We start from the raw sequence: 20,942 nt of genomic DNA on the forward strand, positions 1-20,942 counted from the left end.
TTCAGTTCCCTACTTTCGGTCGGTCCGATTCTGCACGCTTCGGGTAAGCGATTGTTTTGAGTTCGAGGAAATCTTCGAGGCCCTCGGTGCCCCATTCACGTCCGATTCCGCTCTGCTTGTATCCGCCGAACGGCGAGTTCGAGTCGAACCATTGAGCACCGTTCACAGCGACGGTGCCGCTGCGAAGACGATTCGACACGGCGAGAGCACGATCGAGGTCTGCGCTGAACACACCAGCGGACAAACCGTAGATGGTGTTGTCCGCAATTCGGACTGCATCGTCCTCGTCCTCGTAGGCAAGGATGGTCAGAAGTGGACCGAAGACCTCCTCCTGAGCTACGGGGGAGTCTTCGTCGATACCCGCTACCAGCGTCGGTTCCACCCAGTAGCCCTTGTCGAATCGATCCGACTTGTTACCGCCGAACACAACCTTGCCGGACTCTCGAGCGATCTCGTAGTACCGCAACACCGACTCGTACTGCCGCTTGTTGGCCACCGGGCCCATGATGTTCTTCGGATCGTTGGGATCGCCCCACGGCACGCGCTCCATGACTGCCTTGGAAATTGCAACGGCCTCGTCGAACCGTGAACGCGGCACCAACATCCGAGTCAGCGAAGTGCAACCCTGCCCTGCATGGAAGCACACACCGCCGGCCAACTGCGGGATGACTGTCTGGAAGTCTGCGTCGTCGAGAAGTATTGCGGGCGACTTACCACCCAGTTCGAGCGTGACTCGCTTGAGCGTATCCGCGGCCGAGGCCATCACGCGGCGACCTGTGACCGTCGAACCGGTGAAAGTCACAGCGTCCACGGCAGGATGCGTGGTCAGCAGCGCTGCAACTTCGCTCTGACTGGGTGTGACGACATTGAAGACACCGGCCGGAATATCGGTGTGCGCGGAAGCAATCTCACCGAGAATCAAGGCGCTGTAAGGAGTCTCGGGCGCCGGCTTGAGCACCACGGTGCAACCGGCTGCCAGAGCAGCCGCTGTTTTGCAGATATTGAGATAGAGCGGCACATTCCACGGCGTGATCGCGGCAACGACGCCCGCTGCCTCACGGCGAACGAATCGGGTGGTCGGTAGGGCCTCGCCTACCTTGTCCGGCAGCGGACGCTCGAACTCGTACGTCTCGAGCAAGTCGATGTAATGACTGATGAACTCGATGCAACCGTCGAGCTGTACTCGATACGTGCTCGACAACGGTGCGCCGGCCTCGGCGACGATCATCGGCCGCAGGATGTCGACGTTCTTCTGTAAACCTGCTTGCAGCTGGATCAAACACTGCCGTCGGAATTCGTGGTCGGTGGACCATGTGGTGCTGTCGAAAGCGCGGCGAGCGGCAAGAATTGCGCGCTCGACGTCGCTGGCCGTGGCATCCGGGGCGGTACCGATGACCGATTCGTCGGCGGGGTTGATGTTGTCGAACACCCCGCCGTCGGATGCAGCCGTCAATACCCCGTCGATGAGCATCAGATGTTCTGGATTCGTCATTGCACTTCCCTGATGTCGATGTGGTCGAAAGTTCTGGTCGAATCGAAACGAGTGCACGTCACCGCGCCGGCGCATCCTCCTCCAGTATCGAATCCAGTACTCCGAGATCTATTTCCAGATCGGCCGCGACCTCTCGGACCACGGCGATGTCCTTTCCGAGAAACTCTCCGACGGAGTGCGCGAACGCCGCAGCCGATCCCGCCCGAGCAACGCCGTCCAGCGCCGCACTGCGGGCACTGCCACGTTGCAGACACTGCACCAGAGTCGGTTCGTGTAGGCCGAGCTGTCTACCGATTCGACCAGCGGCACCGAGGATTGCAACGTTCGAGGCGAAGACTGCGTTGTTCACCAGCTTGGTGAGCTGGCCGCTGCCGAGGGCCCCCACAGCCAGAACCGGGTTGGAATAGTGCGTGAGGACGCTACGCGCCTTGACGACCGCATCGTCGCTGCCGCCGACGAAAGTGGTGATCTCGCCGCGTGCAATGTCGTGTGGACCGCCACTCACCGGCGCATCGACCACTGCGACTCCTCGCCAAGCGGCGGCGGCCTCGATGTCACGCACTGTGTACGGACTACCGGTTGTGTGCACGATCAGTACCGACCCACTGCCCATGGCGTCCAGCAGGCCATCCTCGAGACAAACCTGCAGAACCTGCTCGTCGGTGTGCACACAAACGACGACCGCATCCGCTCCCGCGGCCGTCTCGGGCAGTGTCCGGACCGACTCTGCCCCAACTGGAGCAGCGCCAGCCGCTTCGTCGGAGCGAGCGAGCACTCTCACTGTCTGTCCACTGCTGGTCAGGCGCGCGACCATGGGCGCGCCCATGCGTCCCGCTCCGACGAAACCGATGATCATCTTTCGCTCCCGTTCGACGAACTAGGTGACAGCGCCGGCAATTTTGAGGTCGATGATTCGTCCCTCGTCTGCACCGATCTCCTTCAAGATTTCGTCGGTGTGTTCGGCGAATTGCGGCGCGCGTCCGGGAGCGGCGGGTGTCTCGTCGAATTGTACTGGGGAGGTCAGTAATTCACGCTCGACCCCGTCGTTGTCGACAACGGTTGCGATGTACCCGTTGGCGCGGAGTTGTACGTCGTTGCCGACCTCCAAGGCGTTCTGAACCGCGCCCCATTGGCCTTCGAGAGTCTCGAACTTCTCGATCCAAAAAGCGAGGGTCTCGCGACCGAGCGCGTCTGCGATGATCTGCGCAGCCGGTTCCCAGTTGCGCATCAACTGCTCGGCGGTCGCGTACTGGGGGTCCTTGACGAGGTCTCGCCGGTCGATGTGATCGCAGAAGTCGGCCCAGTAGCGACCGGGTTGCAACATGCACAGATTGATGAAGCGGCCGTCTGCGGTGGCGTACATGCCGGTCAGCGGGTTCCCCGGGGAAGCGGTCCTCGGTTCTGTGCCGCCCATGATCGGACCACCGTTGAGTGCGACATCGACGGCCAGCGCGTTGGCCCAGGCACCGCTGGCAAGCAGAGACACATCCACGATCGACGGCTCGCCCGTCTTCTCCCGCGCGAACAGTGCGGCGGCGATTCCGCCTGCGATGTTCATCCCGCCGATCGTGTCGCCCCATGCCGGACCCGGCTGATTCAAGGCGGCATTCATGCTCGGCGGTGTGGCACCGAAGGCACTGCCGCCACGGCACCAGAACGACGGCGAGTCGTACCCACCCTTGCCCGCTTCGGGTCCTCGCACCCCGAGCGCGCTTCCGCGAACGTAGATTATGTTCGGGTTGATCGCGCGGATGTGTTCGACGTCGATCTTGAGTCGGGTACGCGCGTCCGGCAGGAAGTTCGTGACGAAAACGTCGCTGTTGCGGACGATGTCGTACAGCACGTCCAACGCTTCCGGCTTTTCGAGCGAGAGGCCAATGCCACGCTTGCTGCGGTTGGGATGCTCCATCAGCGGTGCAAATCCACCCATGGATTCGGAGCCGCCGAGATTACGCAAGCCGCGCTGAGCGTCGCCGCTGACAGCGTGCTCGACCTTGATCACGTCGGCGCCCCAGTCTGCAAGGACCGCTCCGGACACCGGGACATACGTGAACTGAGCGACCTCCACGACTCGTACACCGCTCATTGGCCTCGCTGGCATTTCGACTCCTCGTAGCTTGGGTCGCACACTCATCGAACTGAGATGTGCGTCACCAAAGGCTAGAGCTTTTCAATCCAGTGCACAAGAAAATCAAAAAATTGAACATAAGTTCACAGACTTCTCACATCGTGCCGCGCGGATGCCGCAGTACATGCAGTGCTGCATCCGCGGCGTCCCAGACGGGGCCACGCGAAGCAGGGTGCTCCCCGAGCACCTCGGCAAGGATCGTGACGTCCTTGTGCAGCAGGGGTCCAGCAGTATTCGACATCTGTTCCAGGTCGCCGCCTTTGTAGCCGAGTACATGCATCGCAAAGCTGGCACCGCTACCGCGCGCCAGCACTTGACTCAGTTGCGCCGGGTCGACGCCGAGCGCACTCCCGACATCGAGCAAGCCGGCCGCGGTGGCCAGATTGGCCGTGAACATCGTGTTGTTCAACAGCTTTGCCACCTGACCGGCGCCCAGCGGACCCAGATGCACCACAGGATCAGCGAAGGTCGCAAAGACCGGCCGAAATCGCTCCACTGTCTTGTCGTCGCCGCCGACCATCACCAATAGTGAACCGTCTGCTGCGGCCGACCCCGCCGCTGACCGGGGCGTCGATCACGTCCACACCGACCTTGCTCGCTGCGTCAGCGATTCGGGTGCACGTTTCGGGACGCACGGTGCTGTGTATCGCGATCGCTCCCCCAGGCGCCATCCCCGCCAGCACACCGTCGTCACCGAGCACGACTGCCTGGACACCGGCGTCGTCGACGACGCATACGCACACGAGATCGCTCGAGCGTCCGAGATCAGCCGGGGTGTCGGCAATGTGCACCGACGTGCCGACATACGCCTGCATGCTCTCGGCGCGACGCGCCCACAATGTAAGTGCGTACGGTGATTCCGCGATTCGCGCGGCCATGGGGCCGCCTTGGCTACCCAGCCCGATGAACCCGACCCGTGGCGAGCCCGAATCGCCCACCCCAGGTGCGTCGATGGACGTGGGTGTTGTGGAACTGCTCAAGAGATTCTCCATCGGTTGTGTTGATTTCGGTCGAACCGCTTGCCGCTACACGCGTCATATAATGAACTTACGTTCACTTTCCTGAGTGCGGGCGGTTTTCTGTGATAAGACTGATCCGAGACTCGCATGCCCGCACAGAGCTGCGTAAGAGAGCGAGCCGAACATCAAACCGAGGAGAACAGTGGCAACAGGACATATCACCGAGGCGATGCGGTCGGTGATCGGGACCGAATTCGCGTCGTCGACGAGCTTTCCGGTGGCCGAGTCCGACATCAGGCGATGGGCCATGGCGGTGCATTACCCCGAGCCGCCTCCGGCGCGTTATTGGGACACGTCCGATGGACACACCCTCACAGCGCCGCCGGATTTCAACCCGTTCGCGTGGATGACAACCGCAGGTCCCGACCCACAACCGGGCATCTACGACCCGGACAAGAACTTCAAGAAGCTCGGCGTCGAGGGCGCCGGACTGACGCGACAGGTCAACGGTGGCATCGAAGTCGAGTACGGCGTCCCGATCCGCGCAGGAGACGTCGTCCACTCGTCGTCGAATATCTCCGCTTTGACCGAACGCGAAGGCAAGCTCGGCCTCATGCTCTTCACGACGACGGAAACCATCTGGACCAACCAGGACGGCGACGAAGTTCGCCGCACCAAGATGACCATCATCCGATACTGAGCCACGAGGCAACCATGACTTCAACTTCACCCGTCAGCGTCGGATACGAACTGCCGCCCTTCGAACGAACCACCGGATTCGGGAACTGGAACCGCTTCGCGGCCGTGAACTACGAATTCGTCGATATCCACATGGACGACGAAGCGGGCCGCGCGGCGGGATTCGACTCTGCATTCGGTATGGGCAACTTGCTGTGGTCGTACATGCACTGCCTGCTCGACGACTGGATCGACGACCGCGGCCGAATAGAAAAGCTGCAGTGCCAATTTCGGCGCCCCAACCTCAAGGGAATGCACCTCGTTGCCCGCGGTGTCGTGACCGCCGTGCGTGACAGCGACACGGGACAGAGCGTCGACCTCGACATCTGGATCGAAGACGCGGACGGAACCAAACTCACTCCTGGAACGGCGACAGTGTCTCTGTCTCGCTAGTTCTCGAACGAAGGGAGCGTCATCGTGACGCTGGGAAAGATCTTTCACCTGATCCACATGACCGGAGACCTGCCTTCACTGGAAGCCTGGTACGACGACGTGTTCGCCGTGCGACGCGGTTGGCTGGATCATCATTACCTCGACTGGGAGAAGCGGGATGCGTCGCTGATTGCGCTTGCGGACGTGGTGATCGAACCGCTAGCCCCCGCCTTCAGAGAGGACGGGTGGGAGAAGTACCCGCTCGGGCGGTTCTACAACAAGTTCGGCAATCACTGGCACTCCATCGCTTGGTACTGCGAGGACAACGGCCCGATCTGGCGAAACCTGGTGGACAACAACATTCGTGTGCTGGGGACGGCCGGCTCGTCCACCGACGAGCCACCCGCAGCCAACGCGACGCTGATGACTCACCCCAAGGACACGATCACCCAACTCGAGATCGATCCGCCCCGGGAACTACGAAACAAGGATCCACGATTGCAGCCCGACTACGACCCGCTGTGGTGGGTCGACAATCACCCGCTCGGGCTGCATGGGCTTGCATCCACCACCGTCATCACCAAGGACCTCGATCGCGCGACCCGCATCTTCGCCAATGTTCTCGGTGGGACGGTGCTCGAGAGGTCGTCGTCGACGCTGACCGGAACCGAAGACGTCTACGTTCGCGTCGGAGAAGCAGTCGTGCAGCTGTCCTTGCCCACCGACTCGGATTCCATCGCCGGTCGTGACATGAGCAAGAACGGCGAAATGCATCATGCGGCCAGCTTCCGCGTCGCGGATCTGGACAAGGCCGAGGCGTACCTGGCGACGAAGGGCATCGAGACCTCGTCGCGCAACGACGATACGATTCTGAGCGACCCGGAGACGACCCACGGCGTGCCGTTCCGGTGGACCACCAAGCGCATCGAGGGCGACACCTTCGCAGACTGAGTACAACGAGTGAGCCCGTCCTGCATTCGAGCAACTGCAGGACGGGCTCGACTGTTCAGGGCAAAAACTCAGTCGTCCAAATCTTCGTGGAACGGATTCGTCGTAGGACGGGTGGAGAAGGTGTCCTGCACGAATCCGAGAAATTCTTCTGCGTCGTCGGGTTCACCGGTGCCATTCATTCTCACCATGGTCGATACCACGATGAACGACGTCACTACCGCATGAAACAGTCGCGCGAGACTGGTGGGAGAACCATGGCGCAGGATGCCGTCGGTCTGCCCCTTCTTGATCAGATCGACCAGGAAGCGTTGCCGCTCTTGCGTCTGGTGGTACCAGGCCTCGGGGAACACCGCGCCCGGAGAACGGGAGAGGCGCGTGATTTCAGCAGTGAGCGCGCCCCAGGCGGGGTACTCGACCGCATGCTGGATCCAAGTTCTGGCCAGCTCGACGAGTCGTTCGTCGGCAGGCATCGTATCCGGCAGCATCCGGTGCAACGTCTCCGTGTCGATGCATCTCCGCATCAGAACCTGCTCGTACAGAACGTCTTTGCTGTCGAAGAACGTATAGATGGATCCCACCGAGAATTCGCACTTCGCTGCTACGTCCTTGAGACCCGTCTCGTGATATCCGCGTTCTGCGAACAGTTCCTCCGCGGTATCCAGAATCTGCTCACGAGAAAGCTCGATGCGCTGTTGACGCCGGGCCTCGCGCGGACTCTGCTTCGTGGGAGTCGAGGCGTCGCCGTTCGCGGAGGCCGCGGACTTCGTCGAGCCTGCGGCTCTGGTCGAACCCGTAGGATTCTTCGCCCCCGCGGTCCGTTTCGACCCCGCAGTCTTCTTCGAGACCCCGACCTTTGCAGACGCCGTGTTCGTCTTCGGCGCGGGTCCGGTCACCACGTTTCTAGCCATGCGTCTTCCTTCCCTCTCGTGCGGCGCGTAAACATCTCGTTCGCCCCGTACGCACCCCTATGCGTCAATTGAACCACGGTTCCGGTGACTGAACAGTTCTCAGGCCTGGTTTAACGGCAGCAAGGCACGACTACCCCTCGAGCCATTTGGCCGTGGCGGCGTCGACTCGTCGATGCCGGTTTGCCGGAACCGACTCGGTCAGTGCCGCAGCGACGGCCTTTCTGGCGACGCCGACGGAGACCGACGGCAGCACGCCGTCGCATACCCCCAGCTCGAGAAGCGAGTGCGCGTCGATCCGTAGAGCGCGAGTCGCTTCGAGAGCGCGTGCGCGGTCGCGCCAGAGGATGACGGCGGCCGCCTCGGGTCCGATCACGGAGAACACAGAATGTTCGAGCATCAGAAACGTATCCGTGTGGGCCAGTGCGATCGCGCCACCGCTGCCACCCTCTCCGACGCACACGGACACGCTCGCCGTCGACAACCTGTTCAGAGAGCGCAGAGTCCTGGCGATCTCTCGCGCTATTCCTCCCGCTTCCGATTCTTCCGACGGTTCGGCACCCGGGGTGTCCACCAGGGTCAGAACCGGCAATTGAAGCCGCGAGGCAAGATCGATCGCGCGTTGAGCAAGCGCGAACCCCGCCGGCGTCTGGCGCGCGCAGCCGTCGCCGTGCGCATGCCGGTCCATTGCGACGACCACACAGCGAACGCCACCGACCGTTGCAAGCCCGGCCCGCATCGACGGGTCCGAGCCCTTGATCTCGGTCCAGCTCTCGCACAACATGGCCGCCCACTCGAGGCCCGAAGGGCGAGCTTTGGCTCGTATATCAGCCATCGAGGGCGTATCCGGTCGGCCGACGGCGTGGACGTAATTCCCCAGTGGTGGGCGACCGAGGGGTAGTTCCAGAGGCATCTGTGCCCCACCGAGTGCGGCTGCCACCCAGTTCTGCGCTGCACCGGACGGGACTACAGCGTCGACCAGACCTGCTGCACAGGCAGATTCAGATGTATGGGAGGTCGCCGGCGGCCACGATCCTGTCATCTCCGCAACGACACGAGGCCCCGCGAAGCCGACGACAGCATCACTTTCGGCCACCCGGAGATCGAGCAGCGACACCCAGGAGGCAAAGACTCCACCGGTGGTCGGTGATCGGAGATAACCCAGGGAAATCCGACCGCACGCGGCATGCTCCTCGATGGCAGCGACGACTCGGGGCATCTGGATCAACGACAGCATGCCCTCCTGCATCCGGGCTCCGCCCGTCCGCACGGACGCCACCACCGGCAGACGCTCCGCCGCGGCACGCCTGAAGGCTCGGGCCACCCGTTCGCCGACGACCATCCCCATGCTGCCGCCGAAGACGGTGAAGTCGCTCTCGATGATCGCGCACGCCGTTCCGCCGACGAAGCCCGCGCCGGTACGAACCGCTTCACCGGAGGAGCCGGCTCGCTCGGCCTCGTACCCGGGAAAGTCGAGCGGATTACCTCCCCGGAGATCAGCGTCCCACTCCGAGACCAACTGCGCGGGCGCTTCCTCGACGAATGCGTCGGGAGGTGTCGCCGTACTCATGGAGATGACCTGAGAAGCATTGCGCTGCTTGGGGTCAAGCCCCCGCTGCTCACGACCGCGACGTGCGCACCGGACACCTGCCGCTCCCCCGCCTCGCCCCGCAATTGTGAGACGGCCTCGTAGAGCAGACCCATTCCATGGGTACGACCGTGTGACAGTTGGCCGCCGTTGGTGTTCAACGGCAGCAACCCGTCTCGTGCGATGTTGTGTCCGCCGTCCAAGAAGTCCTTGGCTTCGCCGATGCCGCAAAAACCGAGTGCTTCGATCCATGAGACGCAGTTGAAGGTGAATCCGTCGTACAGCTCGGCCACGTCCACGTCGCTGGGCCGCAAATCGGTACGTGACCACAGGTGTGCCGAGGGACCGAAAACCTGGGGCTCGTGGGTGGAGGTGCTCTGATCCCATTCGAGGCGTTCGATTATCTGCGTTCCGACGGCTTCGAACAACACGGGAGGTTTCGCCAGGTCGCGAGCTACGTCGACGGCCGAAACCACGACGGCAACGGATGCATCGCACGGTACATCGCAATCGTTCAGACCAAACGGTGTGGTGATGGTGCGCGCGTTCAGATAGTCGTCCATCGTCAGCGGATCACGGTAGATGGCGGTGGGGTTGAGGGCGGCATTCGCGCGCTGATTCAGCGCGATCCAACCCAGTGTTTCGCGGGTCGTACCGTACTCGTGAAAATGTCGCTGAGCGGTCTGCGCCAAGGTATGGGCAGCTGACACGCCGCCGAACGGCATCGTCCACAGCATGGAACCACTTGCGCGACCGCTTCCAGAACGCGCAATCCCGCCTTCGCGCATCAACGCGTCGTGACTCGACTGCCATACGGTTCTGAAGCACAGAACGTGTCGAGCCAAGCCCGACGCCACGGCGAGCATTGCCGCAATCACGGACCCACCCGGTCCCGGAGTCTCACCCGCCCCGTTGTGCCACGTGGGGCGTATTCGCAAAACCGATTCCAGTGCAGTCACACCCCCTTCACTGTGGCCGCTGTCAGCCGATCCACCTGGATACGTGGACAAGCCGTCGATGTCGTCCAGGGTCAGGCCGGCATCGGCAACCGCACGTTCGCACGCTTCGATTGTCAGACTCAACGGATCGACCATCAATCGACGACCCATGGTGGAGGCACCGATTCCGCTGATGGCGACGGCGTCCTCGAACTTTTTCGTCGACACCATCGGTCGAACCAACTTGGGATAGTCCGCCGGGTCGATCTCGTCGGCCGGCAACGGACTCGGTTCGGGCTGCACCGCGGCGGGCGTGAACAGAGGGAGCCAGACATCCTCGTGGTGCTCGAACCGGACTTCCATCTGCATGCCGAGGACGAGTTCAGCAGCCTTGCTTTCGACCACCGACGTCGTCAGACGTACGCGGGGGTCCTCCTCGACAGCTACCTCACCGACGACATACGGGGGTGTGAGCCCAGGAAGCGCGAACCTGTGATTCTCGGTGAATCCGAACAGAGTCCCGCGACCCGACAACACCCGTACCCCCAGGTCCCGACTGCGGCAATACGGACACATCGGCTTCGGTGGATGGATCAAAGACGAACAGGACCGGCAGTCCTGCAGCCGAAGTCGACCGTCCTCTCCCGAACGCCAGAAGAATTCTGTTTCGGGCGTGACAGCGGGAAGTGGGCGAGTTGCCGATGACATTGTTGCTCCTTGGGACTGGTCGAGTCTCACATCAGGCGACGCATGAGTTTTCCGGTGTCGGTTCGCGGCAGTTCGTCTCGAAACACCACTCCATCCGGAGTCTTCGACGATCGCAACCGTGCCCGAACCCAGTCTTTGACCTCGTTTTCCGTCAGCGACATTCCCGGATACGTCACCACATGGGCGACGATGCGTTGACCCCACTCCGCGTCCTCGACGCCGACTACACCCGCATCCATTACGGAGGGGTTCGCGACGATGACCTCTTCGATCTCGGCAGGTGCAAGGTTCTCGCCGCCTCTGATGATGGTGTCGTCCATTCGTCCTTCGACGAATACGTATCCCGCGTCGTCCAAGTACGCCAGGTCGCGAGTGTGAAACCACCCGTCCGAGGACAGCAAACTGCCTTTGCCCCGGTATTCACCCGACACCTGCGGGCCACGCACGCGCAGCTCCCCACGTACGTACGGCGCACATTCGACGTCGTTCTCGTCGAACACGCAGATGGTCACTCCCGGTACTGGACGACCGACGGAGCCCAGGCGAGCCCGCACAGCGGGATCGTCGGTTGCGAACGCGGCCCGGTGATCGTCGGGTCCGAGCAACGCAATGGTCGACGCAGTTTCGGTCAGTCCGTAGGCGTTGACGAAGCCCGTGTTCGGGAAGGCTTCCAGCGCTTGTTCGAGGACACTTACCGGCATCCGCGCGCCCCCGTACGACATCGACACGACGGGCGGGGCCTTCTGATCGTATTCGACGAGGTAGTCGCAGATTCGCGACAGCATGGTGGGCACGAGCATGGCGTGAGTGACGCCCTCCGCATCGGCCATGTCCAACCACGCCTCCGGGTCGAATCGATCCAGGTAGACGAGGCGACGCCCTGCGTACACATTGGACAGCAGATTCGCCACTGCAGCGATGTGATAAGGAGGGACGCTGACCAGGTTCGCCTGGTCGGGTCCGGCCGATGCGAACTCCACCGTGCCCAGAATGTACGAGGCGAGGTGACGGTTACGAAGTACCGCTGCCTTCGGTGCCGACGTCGTGCCACTCGTGTACAGCAGAACTGCCGTCGACTCAGGGTCTACGTCGCGAGCCTCGAGCGGTTCGGCCGTAGCTACCTGGTCGAGCCATTGCTGTCGTGTCAGCGTCTTTCCGGTCGACCGAATACGCCCGGGTTCATCTGCGATGATCAACGGCCTGTCGAACTCGGCGATGAGCTCGGCGAGCTTGTCGTCGGCCAGTCGGTAGTTTAACGGCACGAATGGGATACCGAGGCGCGCCGCCGCAAACAGTGCAACGGGCATGGCAATTCCGTTCACACCGACGAACAGGATGGCATCGGCATTCTGTTCGGCAGCGACCGTCGCGCCACCTGCGGACCACGAAGCCAGGTCACCGTAGTTCATCCGTCGAACACGCTCGGAGCATTCGACCACCGCCGTATCGTGCGGCCAGGTAGCGCTGGCCATCTCGAGTAGCATTGCAACGTTCACGTCACGTTCTCCAGTTTCAGATTTTCGGTCGGATCGGTGGGAGATCAGTCCGAAGCGGGCAAGGGCTTGGGGACCTTGACCTGCAACGAACTGTCGGCCAAAGTCAGGTTTCCGTTTCCGCCTGTGACGCAAAGCAACTCGATCGTCCCCGCCTCGTCCTCGTAGCGTTTGCCGATGAGCACCTGGGGGCCGTCGCTCGACGGCGCTCCGGCCGTGACGTCTTCGCCTTCGCGCGCGAAGGCGTGACCGTCACACATGACGTCGCCAATCCCGGCGTCAGCGCGAACAACGACGAACTGCACGGTCGACACCTGGCTTCGTAGGCGCTCACCGGTCTTGTAATCAGGCATTGAAGATCTCCATCTCTGTGTGTTCACCGCTGATGCGGTCGTGCGTCAGCAAGCATTCTTCGACGAACGCGATTGTCGTCAGGTGGTAAGCGAGCGCCGAAATACCGAGACTCGTGTTGTGGCCCGATTGATATTGCTCGTGCGTCACTACGCGCTCGGATCGCACGAACAGGTTCGCCATGGCGCTGAGACCAGCGGGCGGTTCTTGCCACCAGAACTCATGGTCTCCGAGGCTTATTCGAACCGGCACAGAGATTTCGGGCGCCAGAACGGCGAACTCCGTCGGCCAGGTCGACGCATCGACTCCCTCGAACGCGGGTGCGGAACTCAGCACTCGGGATCGTCCTTCGTAGAGATACGCGGGCTCCCACAACAGGTTTCGCAAACCACTTCGTTCACCCCCTTGCCGTGCTGCTCGACGAGCCGAGTGGGCGCGAGCGTTGAGCTCTACGCCCGTGCCGGCGATCTCGAGACCCAGAATGGCGGAACCCCGGGGATCCGCTGCCATTCGCATCGCCAGAACACAGCCCTGGGAATGCCCGAGCAGGAACAACCCTGCGCCCTTTTCTCGGTGCTTCAACACTTCGTGCAGGCCGGCAAAAGTCATGTCCACCTGGCGCGCGGGGCTGACATCGTCACCCATCATCCCGCGCGACGCACCGTACCCGGGGCGATCCGGCGCGACCACGGTCAGCCCCAGGGCAGCGCCCAGACGGAGCAATGAGTGCCGCGGGTGGCCCGGTGCGTCGTAGTATTCCGGAGTAGTCGCTCCGCCATGCAAAGCCACGATCACAGCTCGAGGTTCCTCGGCAACCGAGATCAGTCCGGACATAGTCGCCCCCTCGATCTTCACCTCGAAGGGCTGCGGCGGTCCGATCATCACATCCCCTGTCGAAACGCACTCGGGAACGCTCCGCTCAGTATCGTGAGCGGACGTTCATTTTTTTGTACTCTAACACCGAGAAGTGGCGTGAACCACAGAAAGCGGGAAACGAATGTTTCGATTGGATGGCAGGACCGCGTTGGTCACCGGGGCAGGCCGAGGCGTCGGTGCCGAAATCGCCCTGGTGCTTGCTCAGCAGGGCGCCCACGTGGCTATCAACGACATCGACCGGGGTCGAGCAGAGGATTCTGTATCGCGAATAGAGGCCGCCGGCGGGCGAGCGGCCGCCGTCGTCGCCGATGTCACCGATGCGGGTGCAGTACGCGCGATGGTGGCCCAGGTGGCAGCTGAACTGGGACCCATCGACATTCTCGTCAACAATGCAGGGCTGCCCGCGGACGGCATGAGGATGCTTCGGTTCGAAGAAAGCACACCGGCGGACTGGGAGGCTGTGCTGCGCATCAATGTTTACGGCGTACTGCAGTGCAGCCATGCAGTTCTCGCCGGAATGAGACAACGCGGATGGGGTCGAATCGTCACCATTTCGTCCGATTCCGGGCGTACGGGCGAGGCTCGCATGGCGGTGTATGCAGCATCGAAGGCCGCGGGAGCAGGCTTCACCAGGTCCCTCGCGAAGGAAGTCGGTCCGGACGGAATAACCTGCAACACAGTGTCTCTGGGGACGATTCAACCTCCGGGAACAGCTACCGACGACGAGCGGCTGGCGACGCACCGTCGGCGCTACCCGACCCGCCGACTCGGCACTCCCGGCGACGTCGCCGCGACCGTCCTGTGGCTGGCGTCCGATACCGGTAGCTGGATCACCGGACAGACGATCCCGGTCAACGGCGGATACGCCACCAGCTGACCGAGATCACCCCGATCATCCGATTTTCGGCGGGCGCGGCAGCTTCAACATGTGCTGTGCCACGATGTTGCGGGCAACATCCGTCGTGCCCCCGTAAATCGCGGTACCTTGTGCGAACCTGTTACCCCACTCCAGGATCCCATCTTCGACAGCCCCTTGGGCGCCGCGCGGCAGCAGCGCGTCGGGACCGACGAGGTCCAAGATGTCTGCCGATCGCTCGATCAGCTTTTCGGAGGAGATGACCCTCCCCATCGGCCCGGGAGCGTTACGAATCGTCTCGACATCCAGTGCAATTTCCGCCAACTGGACACGCACCTCGGGCTTGTCGAAATGGACGATGCCCTCGACGTCGGGCGTCTTCGCCCACCGCACCGCGTGAAACAGCAGCTTCCGCAGTGCTGCTTCGTACGGTGCGCCGCCGTTGATTTCGGCCAACCCATCGGCAGCCTTGACGCCGTGTTCCGAATCGAGCGGTGCACTCATCACCGCCCAGCCCTGGTCCACCGGCCCCAAACGATGATCGTCGTCGATGAAGACGTTGTCGTAGAAGACAGCATTGGTGCGCTCGCCGCCCAGGGTCGCGATCGGCTGAATCTCCACGCCGGGCCCATCGAGCGGCACGAGGAAGATAGTGATGCCGCGATGCTTGGGCACGTCGGGGTTGGTTCGGGTGACCAACATGCTGTATTGGCAATTGTGAGCGCCGGTCGTGAACATTTTGGCGCCGTTGATGACCCAGCCACCGTCCACCCGAGTCGCCTTGGTTCGTACACCCGCAAGGTCGGATCCGCCGTCGGGCTCGGTATAGCCGAGACAAATCCTGATCTGACCCGATGCCACGCCGGGCAGAACTTTTTCCTTCAGCTTCTCGCTGCCGTTCGCGCGAACGACTGCGACAGTCATACTCGTCGTTGACAGCGTTACGTGGGGTGGATCACGTCGGTCCATCTCGAGCTTGAGAAGGCGCTGACGCAGCGCGTCGAGCTCGGCGCCACCTTCGTCGAGCGACCAGGCAGGCGTCAGCCAACCGCGTTTTCCCATCGCCTCGTGCAAATCGTTGTTGTAGCCGGATCCGGTCCGGTGTTCTTCTTCGTAGACCTCGTCTGTGGCGTGCTGGTCGAAGAAATCGTTGACCTCGATCCAGAAGTTGCGTAATTCGTCGTCGAGCTCGAAGGCACTGAAATCCATCAGGTCGTCCTTTCGGGATGTTGCGTCAGATGTGAGGGGCCCAGGGCAGCGACTCGGCAATGATCTCCAGGTCCGCGGATGGTCGCTGACCGAGAAGTGCCCACCCCTTGGCGCGACGGAAGTGCAATGTCATGTCCGACTCGTTCGTGAACCCGAATCCGCCCTGCACGTGGATTCCGACGGTCGCCGACTTCACAGCCGCCCTCGAGGCCGCGAGGAATGCCATCGAAACGAGTGCGGGATCGGACTGCGGCTCGTGTTCTTCGTACCACGCTGCTTTTCGGACCAGGTTTCTCGAAGCCTCCATCAGCGTCGCGGCGTCGACGAGGGAATGCGAGATGGCCTGGAACGTGCCGATGAACTGACCGAATGCTTGTCGACTGCTGGCGAAGTCGACGCCCATTGCCACCGATGCCGACGCGGAACCGGCCAGCGCCGAACCGGTCAACAACTTCCACGTGCGCAGGGCTTCGGCATAGGTCTTCAGCGCCTCGTCACCGCTTGCGAGGACGATGCGCTCGCCGCCGAATGCGGTCAGTCGTGCGAGTGGTGCGCCTGCCAAGTTCGGCAAGATTTCCGGCACGCCTACACCTCGGACAGCAATCAAATCGTCGCCACTGAGTGCGAGCACCAAGTCTGCGACCGCGCCGGCTGGTACCGCCTGGTCGAGAAGTTTGTCGGCGCGGTGCAGCGCAACTGTTCCGGTGGTCTTGCCGGCAAGAACCTCGGCGAGAAGCTCGTCTGCAGCGTTCCCTCCGACGGATGCCAGCATCCGGGCAGCGGTGATCGCCTCGATCAGCGGTATCGGTGCCAGGGTGCGCCCGTACTGCTCGGCCACGAGCGCCAGGTCGATCAACGTCGCGCCGTCACCGCCGCGCTCTTCTGCCACTGCCATGGTGACGACACCGGTCGCGAGCGCCTTCTTCCACAAGCTCGGGTCGAAGCCCAGCGGTTCTGCAGCACGTACGACCGAGCTGGGACACAGTGCCGTGAAGAAGTCCTCGAACGTTTCTCGCACCGCCTCCTGCTGCTCATCGAGCGAGTAGTCGTTGCGCCGCACACTCAATTGCTGCGATTCCGCCACCGAAAGTCACCATCCTCAGTATCTTCAAACTTATGAATACCGATTCAATCAGATGAAGAGCCTGATCGACATGGGTTTCAGGCTATTCGCCGAAACCGACGCCATTGATCCCGGCAAGACTGTGAACTACGGTTCAAATATTCGAGTCAGCTTTCGCAGGTACCACGCCGCAGTGGTCGAAAAGAGGAAAAATGAACGAAGCAGTCATCGTCGACGCAGTCAGGACCCCCGTCGGCACCGCGAAAAAGGGAGCACTGCGCTTCACCACTGCCGAAGACCTGGCCACTCACGTCCTGACGCAATCCGTTCGACGGTCGGGAATCGATCCTGACAGCGTCGACGATGTCATGTTGGCCGAGTCCTACTACGGCGGCGGGGATCTAGCTCGGTACGCGGCCGTGGCGGCAGGCATGCAAGACGTCCCCGGCCTCGCGCTGAACCGACACTGCGCCGGCGGCCTCTCTGCTGTGGCGCTGGCTGCAGCCACCATTCGGGCCGGCATGGACGACATCGTGGTGGCAGGCGGAGTGCAATCGTCCTCCACCGCCCCGAAATCGCTGTGGCCCGTCTTCGGCACCGAGGACACCGAAATTCGCCACGCGCCCACCTTCCCGTACAGGGGCGACGCGCGTGACGACACGACGTTGTCGGTCGGCTGGAACATCGCTCAGAAGTACGGCTTGACCCGCGAGGACATGGACGCCTGGGCTGTGCGGTCACATCACCGGGCCATTGCAGCGATCGATGCCGGTAGTTTCGACGACGAGATCGCGCCGATCGACGTTACTTCGCCGGATGGGTCGGTCACCCAGTTCGCAGTCGACGAACATCCGAGGCGAACCACGTCGATAGAAAAGGCTGCGTCGGTGAAACCCGTGCACCCCGAGATCGAAGGGTTTTCGATCACCGCTGCGAATGCCAGCGGAGCCAACGACGCAGCGGCAGCCCTCATGGTGACCAGCGCCGACAAGGCCGCCGCACTCGGCATATCGGCCATGGCGACCGTTCGAGCGTGGGCATCGGTCGGCGTCGACCCCAAGTACACGGGCGACGGGGGCCTGCAGGCAATCGATCGAGTCCTTCGACGCGCAGATCTGAAAATCTCCGACATTCACCTGTGGGAGATAAACGAAGCGTTCGCATCGGTACCCGTCGCGGCTTGCCGTCAATTCGGCATCGACGAGGACCTCGTCAACGTGCACGGTAGCGGATGCAGCCTCGGCCACCCGATCGCAGCAAGCGGTGCCCGAATGCTCACCACCCTTACCCACGAGCTTCGCCGACGTGGGGGCGGCATCGGCGTGGCGGCGATGTGCGCGGGCGGCGGCCAAGGCGGCGCCGTGATCGTCGAAGTGCATTGAGCAGAAATCACATTCGAATCTCGAGGAAGGACTGACATGGCCAAAGCACTGCTTCTCGCTTGGTCGACTCCTGCGTCCGAGGAGTCGATCGACGAATTCAACCGCTGGTACGACGAATTGCACATACCCCAGACGAAACAGGCGGTGCCCTCGATCGGCACCGTCACTCGCTATCGCCTTGCGGACCCGTCTGGTTCGACATCACCCACCCGCTTTCTCACGGTGTACGAACTCGACGAATCGGACGTGGAGCGCGCCAACGAAGTACTCATGGACGCGGCGAAGAACGGACGGCTCGACGCTACGGAAACCATGGACCGAACAATCGATCCACCGAAGCTCGAGTGGTACGTCCAACACACGAGCAGTACTGATCAACAGGAGAAGTAGATGCAACTGAAGCAGTCGTCAGCGCTCGTGTTCGGCGGCGCCGGAGGATTCGGCGAGGCAACCGTGCGGCGCCTCGTCGCAGCCGGCGCACACGTCGTCATCGCCGATCTCGCCGAGGACAAGGGGAAAACCCTCGAAGCCGAACTCGGTGACGGCGTCCGATTCGTCTCGACCGATGTCACGAGCGAAGATTCAGTCAAGGCTGCGGTCGACGCCGCGGTGGAGTTTGCGCCACTACGGTCCTGCGTCGTCGTGCACGGCGGGCCCGCCGCGGGACGACGGATGCTCAATCGTGCCGGGGAGACCTATGCACTGGAGACGTTCCGACGCACGGTCGACATATTCCTGACTGGCACGTTCAACGTGATGAGTCAGGCTGCGGCAGCGATGGCCAAGAACGAGCCCGGAGAATCCGGCCAGCGCGGGGTGATCGTGACCACCGCGAGCATTGCGGGCTTCGAGGGGCAAGTGGGCCAGACGGATTACTCCGCTGCAAAGGGCGGCGTGATCAGCCTGACTCTCACGGCTGCCCGTGACCTGGCACCGGTCGGGGTCAGGGTGATGAGCATCGCGCCGGGAACGTTCTTCACACCCGCTTTCAGAATGACCGAGGAAGACGCGCAGGCCAAGTGGGGGCCGACGGTTCCGAACCCGAAACGTATGGGCCATGTAGACGAATACGCCCGTCTGGCTCAAGACATCATCGAAAACGACTACCTCAACGGCACCGTCATCCGGATCGACGGCGCGTTGCGCTTCAACGTTTGAGTTCAACACGTGATCTACGCGAAAGGTCGACGATGACCAAGCTCCCCGACAGTCCGGGCCTCGAAGCGGTCCGGCTGCTGATCCGAGGCACCGTGGGCGCAACCATGGTTGCCCACGGCCTCAAACACGGTCGCAGCCTGAAGGGCACTGCCGGGTGGTTCGGTTCCATCGGCTTCCGACAGCCGGAACTGCAGGCCCGCGCCAGCGCTGTCGTCGAGGTGGGTGCAGGGGTTGCGCTCGTCGCGGGTGCTGCTACCCCGTTCGCGGCCGCAGCAGTCGTCGGCACCATGGCTGTCGCTGCGCGATCCGTTCACGCGCCCAACGGATTCTTCATCACGTCCGAGGGATGGGAGTACGTCATGAACCTGTCGGTCGCTGCAATCGCTCTCTCCGGTCTCGGCCCCGGACGGTGGAGCGCCGACCGCCGCTTGGGCTGGGACCGAGCACTGCATGGTGGCCGCGCAACTGCCCTCACCACGGCACTGGGCCTCGGGGCAGCTGCAGCGCAATTGGCGGCGTTCTACCGTGACCCAGAAACGGAAGCCCGGCCATGACGACTGCTCCGGGCCACATCCTGGTGATCGGCGCCGGCCTCGGTGGCATTCGAACCATCGAGGCACTTCGGCAACAGGGGTTCACCGGCCGGCTGTCATTGGTCGGTTCGGAGACCCATCTCCCCTATGACAGGCCACCGTTGTCGAAGCAGGTGTTGTCCGGTCAGTGGGAACCCGAGAAGACCCGGCTCGTAAACGACGAAGCGCTGGCCGGGCTGGCGGTCGATACCTACCTCGGCCGACCGGTGATCCAACTGGACGGTGACGCAGTACGCCTATCCGACGGTGCGTCGATCACCGCCGATATCTTCGTCATCGCCACCGGCTCGAAGGCTCGGCGTCTTCCGGGTCAGCCTGAGGCGATGACCACGCTACGGACACTCGACGACGCCATAACGCTGCGGTCACGACTCACCGAGGCAAGCTCCGCCCTCATTGTCGGTGCGGGATTCATCGGAACCGAGATCGCCAGTGCTGCAGTCGGTCACGGTGTCTCGGTCACGATGATCGAAGCAATGGCTGTTCCTTTCGCTCGGACACTCGGAACCGAGGTCGGGCAACTGTCCGCGCGGCTCATCCGTGAGAACGGCGTAGACCTGCAATGCGGTGTTGCCTTGCGGGAGTTCGTCGACGCGGACTCAGGCGTGGCGCTTACGCTCGAAGACGGATCGCAGCACCGAGCCGATATCGGAGTCGTCGGCATCGGCGGCACCGCCGACGTCGAATGGCTGGTGAAGACACCGTTGATCGTCGACAACGGCATCCGATGTGACTCCACTGGCCGTGCCTACGGGGCAGACAATGTGTGGGCACTGGGCGATGCTGCAGCGTGGCTCGATCCAGTCGCGGATCGGCATGTCAGATGCGAGCATTGGAACTCCACCATCTCGCAAGCGAGGTCGGTGGCCGCGTCGATTCTCGGTGTCACTCCGGATGCGCAGCCGGTGCCCTATTTCTGGTCCGACCAGTTCGGTCTGAAGATTCAGGCTTTCGGACATACCGCAGGCACGGACACCGTCGAACAGTTGCATGGCGACGGCCTCTCCGGTGGGCCGGTCAAGGGCACTGTTCTCGGGCACTTCGCCGACAACCGTCTGATTGCCGTTACCGCGTTCGGCGCACCTCGCCATGCGATGAAGTATCGGCAGCACATCGAGAACGGTTCGACCCGTTCCGACACGGTCGAAGTCGCCGCCGGCGTCTGAATTCGCGACCCGCCGG

The 20,942-nt window shown here is 62.6% G+C and carries 20 protein-coding genes and 1 pseudogene; 9 read left to right on the forward strand and 12 right to left on the reverse strand.

Going from position 1 to position 20,942, the window contains the following annotated elements:
- Window position 1 precedes the first annotated feature (1 nt).
- From D8W71_RS20875 to D8W71_RS20890, 4 genes and pseudogenes are all read right to left on the reverse strand, one after another.
- The gene (locus D8W71_RS20875; RefSeq protein WP_121119681.1) at window positions 2-1,492 is read right to left on the reverse strand and encodes an aldehyde dehydrogenase family protein; all 1,491 of its coding nucleotides are present in this window, start codon (window positions 1,490-1,492) and stop codon (window positions 2-4) included.
- 58 nt (window positions 1,493-1,550) lie between these two features.
- Window positions 1,551-2,348: an NAD(P)-dependent oxidoreductase gene (locus D8W71_RS20880; protein WP_121116201.1), complete on the reverse strand. Its 798-nt coding sequence runs from the start codon at window positions 2,346-2,348 to the stop codon at window positions 1,551-1,553.
- A 21-nt stretch (window positions 2,349-2,369) separates the two neighbouring features.
- On the reverse strand, window positions 2,370-3,593 hold the full coding sequence (locus tag D8W71_RS20885) for a CaiB/BaiF CoA transferase family protein (protein WP_236077533.1): 1,224 nt from the start codon (window positions 3,591-3,593) through the stop codon (window positions 2,370-2,372).
- Window positions 3,594-3,714: 121 nt separating this feature from the next.
- A pseudogene (locus D8W71_RS20890) lies at window positions 3,715-4,498 on the reverse strand (NAD(P)-dependent oxidoreductase).
- 283 nt (window positions 4,499-4,781) lie between these two features.
- Between D8W71_RS20890 and D8W71_RS20895 the strand changes: the two are divergent.
- From D8W71_RS20895 to D8W71_RS20905, 3 genes are read left to right on the forward strand one after another with little or no spacing between them, the layout of a single operon-like run.
- Entirely contained in the window at window positions 4,782-5,279 is a 498-nt protein-coding gene (locus D8W71_RS20895) for an FAS1-like dehydratase domain-containing protein (RefSeq protein WP_236077534.1), read from the forward strand.
- 14 nt (window positions 5,280-5,293) lie between these two features.
- Complete coding sequence (locus D8W71_RS20900) at window positions 5,294-5,710, forward strand: MaoC/PaaZ C-terminal domain-containing protein (RefSeq protein WP_121116205.1); 417 nt, start codon at window positions 5,294-5,296, stop codon at window positions 5,708-5,710.
- Window positions 5,711-5,734: 24 nt separating this feature from the next.
- Window positions 5,735-6,640: a VOC family protein gene (locus tag D8W71_RS20905; protein WP_121116207.1), complete on the forward strand. Its 906-nt coding sequence runs from the start codon at window positions 5,735-5,737 to the stop codon at window positions 6,638-6,640.
- 68 nt (window positions 6,641-6,708) lie between these two features.
- Here the strand turns inward: D8W71_RS20905 and D8W71_RS20910 are convergent, their stop codons facing one another.
- The 6 genes from D8W71_RS20910 to D8W71_RS20935 form a co-directional block, all read right to left on the reverse strand.
- Window positions 6,709-7,548: a TetR/AcrR family transcriptional regulator gene (locus D8W71_RS20910; protein WP_121116209.1), complete on the reverse strand. Its 840-nt coding sequence runs from the start codon at window positions 7,546-7,548 to the stop codon at window positions 6,709-6,711.
- Window positions 7,549-7,678: 130 nt separating this feature from the next.
- Window positions 7,679-9,115, reverse strand: coding sequence for a carboxyl transferase domain-containing protein (locus tag D8W71_RS20915; RefSeq protein ID WP_121116211.1), 1,437 nt, complete (start codon window positions 9,113-9,115; stop codon window positions 7,679-7,681).
- Window positions 9,112-10,779: a thiolase C-terminal domain-containing protein gene (locus tag D8W71_RS20920; RefSeq protein ID WP_121116213.1), complete on the reverse strand. Its 1,668-nt coding sequence runs from the start codon at window positions 10,777-10,779 to the stop codon at window positions 9,112-9,114. Before D8W71_RS20920 ends, D8W71_RS20915 begins: the two co-directional genes overlap by 4 nt.
- Window positions 10,780-10,805: 26 nt before the next feature.
- A complete protein-coding gene (locus tag D8W71_RS20925; RefSeq protein ID WP_236077535.1) occupies window positions 10,806-12,275 on the reverse strand; it encodes a class I adenylate-forming enzyme family protein in 1,470 nt (489 codons plus the stop codon).
- Window positions 12,276-12,319: 44 nt separating this feature from the next.
- Window positions 12,320-12,625: a hypothetical protein gene (locus tag D8W71_RS20930; protein WP_121116215.1), complete on the reverse strand. Its 306-nt coding sequence runs from the start codon at window positions 12,623-12,625 to the stop codon at window positions 12,320-12,322.
- Entirely contained in the window at window positions 12,618-13,505 is an 888-nt protein-coding gene (locus tag D8W71_RS20935; RefSeq protein WP_121116217.1) for an alpha/beta hydrolase, read from the reverse strand. The genes D8W71_RS20930 and D8W71_RS20935 overlap by 8 nt, the downstream gene beginning before the upstream one ends.
- A 115-nt stretch (window positions 13,506-13,620) precedes the next feature.
- Between D8W71_RS20935 and D8W71_RS20940 the strand changes: the two genes are divergently transcribed.
- Window positions 13,621-14,376 carry an SDR family NAD(P)-dependent oxidoreductase gene (locus D8W71_RS20940; protein ID WP_121116220.1) on the forward strand — a complete coding sequence of 252 codons (756 nt, stop codon included), beginning with the start codon at window positions 13,621-13,623 and terminating at the stop codon, window positions 14,374-14,376.
- Between the two features lie 15 nt (window positions 14,377-14,391).
- On the opposite strand, the gene D8W71_RS20945 is transcribed toward D8W71_RS20940, so the two are convergent.
- Both D8W71_RS20945 and D8W71_RS20950 read right to left on the reverse strand, forming a co-directional pair.
- Window positions 14,392-15,564, reverse strand: a complete 1,173-nt coding sequence (locus D8W71_RS20945) for an acyl-CoA dehydrogenase family protein (protein ID WP_121116222.1) — start codon at window positions 15,562-15,564, stop codon at window positions 14,392-14,394.
- A gap of 25 nt (window positions 15,565-15,589) precedes the next feature.
- Complete coding sequence (locus D8W71_RS20950; protein ID WP_121116224.1) at window positions 15,590-16,648, reverse strand: acyl-CoA dehydrogenase; 1,059 nt, start codon at window positions 16,646-16,648, stop codon at window positions 15,590-15,592.
- A gap of 191 nt (window positions 16,649-16,839) precedes the next feature.
- Between D8W71_RS20950 and D8W71_RS20955 the strand changes: the two genes are divergently transcribed.
- From D8W71_RS20955 to D8W71_RS20975, 5 genes are read left to right on the forward strand one after another with little or no spacing between them, the layout of a single operon-like run.
- The gene (locus tag D8W71_RS20955) at window positions 16,840-18,009 is read left to right on the forward strand and encodes a thiolase family protein (RefSeq protein ID WP_121116226.1); all 1,170 of its coding nucleotides are present in this window, start codon (window positions 16,840-16,842) and stop codon (window positions 18,007-18,009) included.
- A 36-nt stretch (window positions 18,010-18,045) separates the two neighbouring features.
- Complete coding sequence (locus D8W71_RS20960; RefSeq protein WP_121116228.1) at window positions 18,046-18,399, forward strand: hypothetical protein; 354 nt, start codon at window positions 18,046-18,048, stop codon at window positions 18,397-18,399.
- Window positions 18,400-19,167 (forward strand): SDR family NAD(P)-dependent oxidoreductase, encoded by a 768-nt coding sequence (locus tag D8W71_RS20965; protein WP_121116230.1) that lies wholly within the window; start codon window positions 18,400-18,402, stop codon window positions 19,165-19,167. It begins immediately after the preceding gene.
- Between the two features lie 32 nt (window positions 19,168-19,199).
- Complete coding sequence (locus tag D8W71_RS20970; RefSeq protein WP_121116232.1) at window positions 19,200-19,721, forward strand: DoxX family protein; 522 nt, start codon at window positions 19,200-19,202, stop codon at window positions 19,719-19,721.
- Complete coding sequence (locus tag D8W71_RS20975; protein ID WP_121116234.1) at window positions 19,718-20,926, forward strand: NAD(P)/FAD-dependent oxidoreductase; 1,209 nt, start codon at window positions 19,718-19,720, stop codon at window positions 20,924-20,926. Before D8W71_RS20970 ends, D8W71_RS20975 begins: the two co-directional genes overlap by 4 nt.
- Window positions 20,927-20,942 lie beyond the last annotated feature (16 nt).

It is taken from the genome of Rhodococcus sp. P1Y (assembly GCF_003641205.1).
Taxonomy (GTDB): Bacteria; Actinomycetota; Actinomycetes; order Mycobacteriales; family Mycobacteriaceae; genus Rhodococcoides.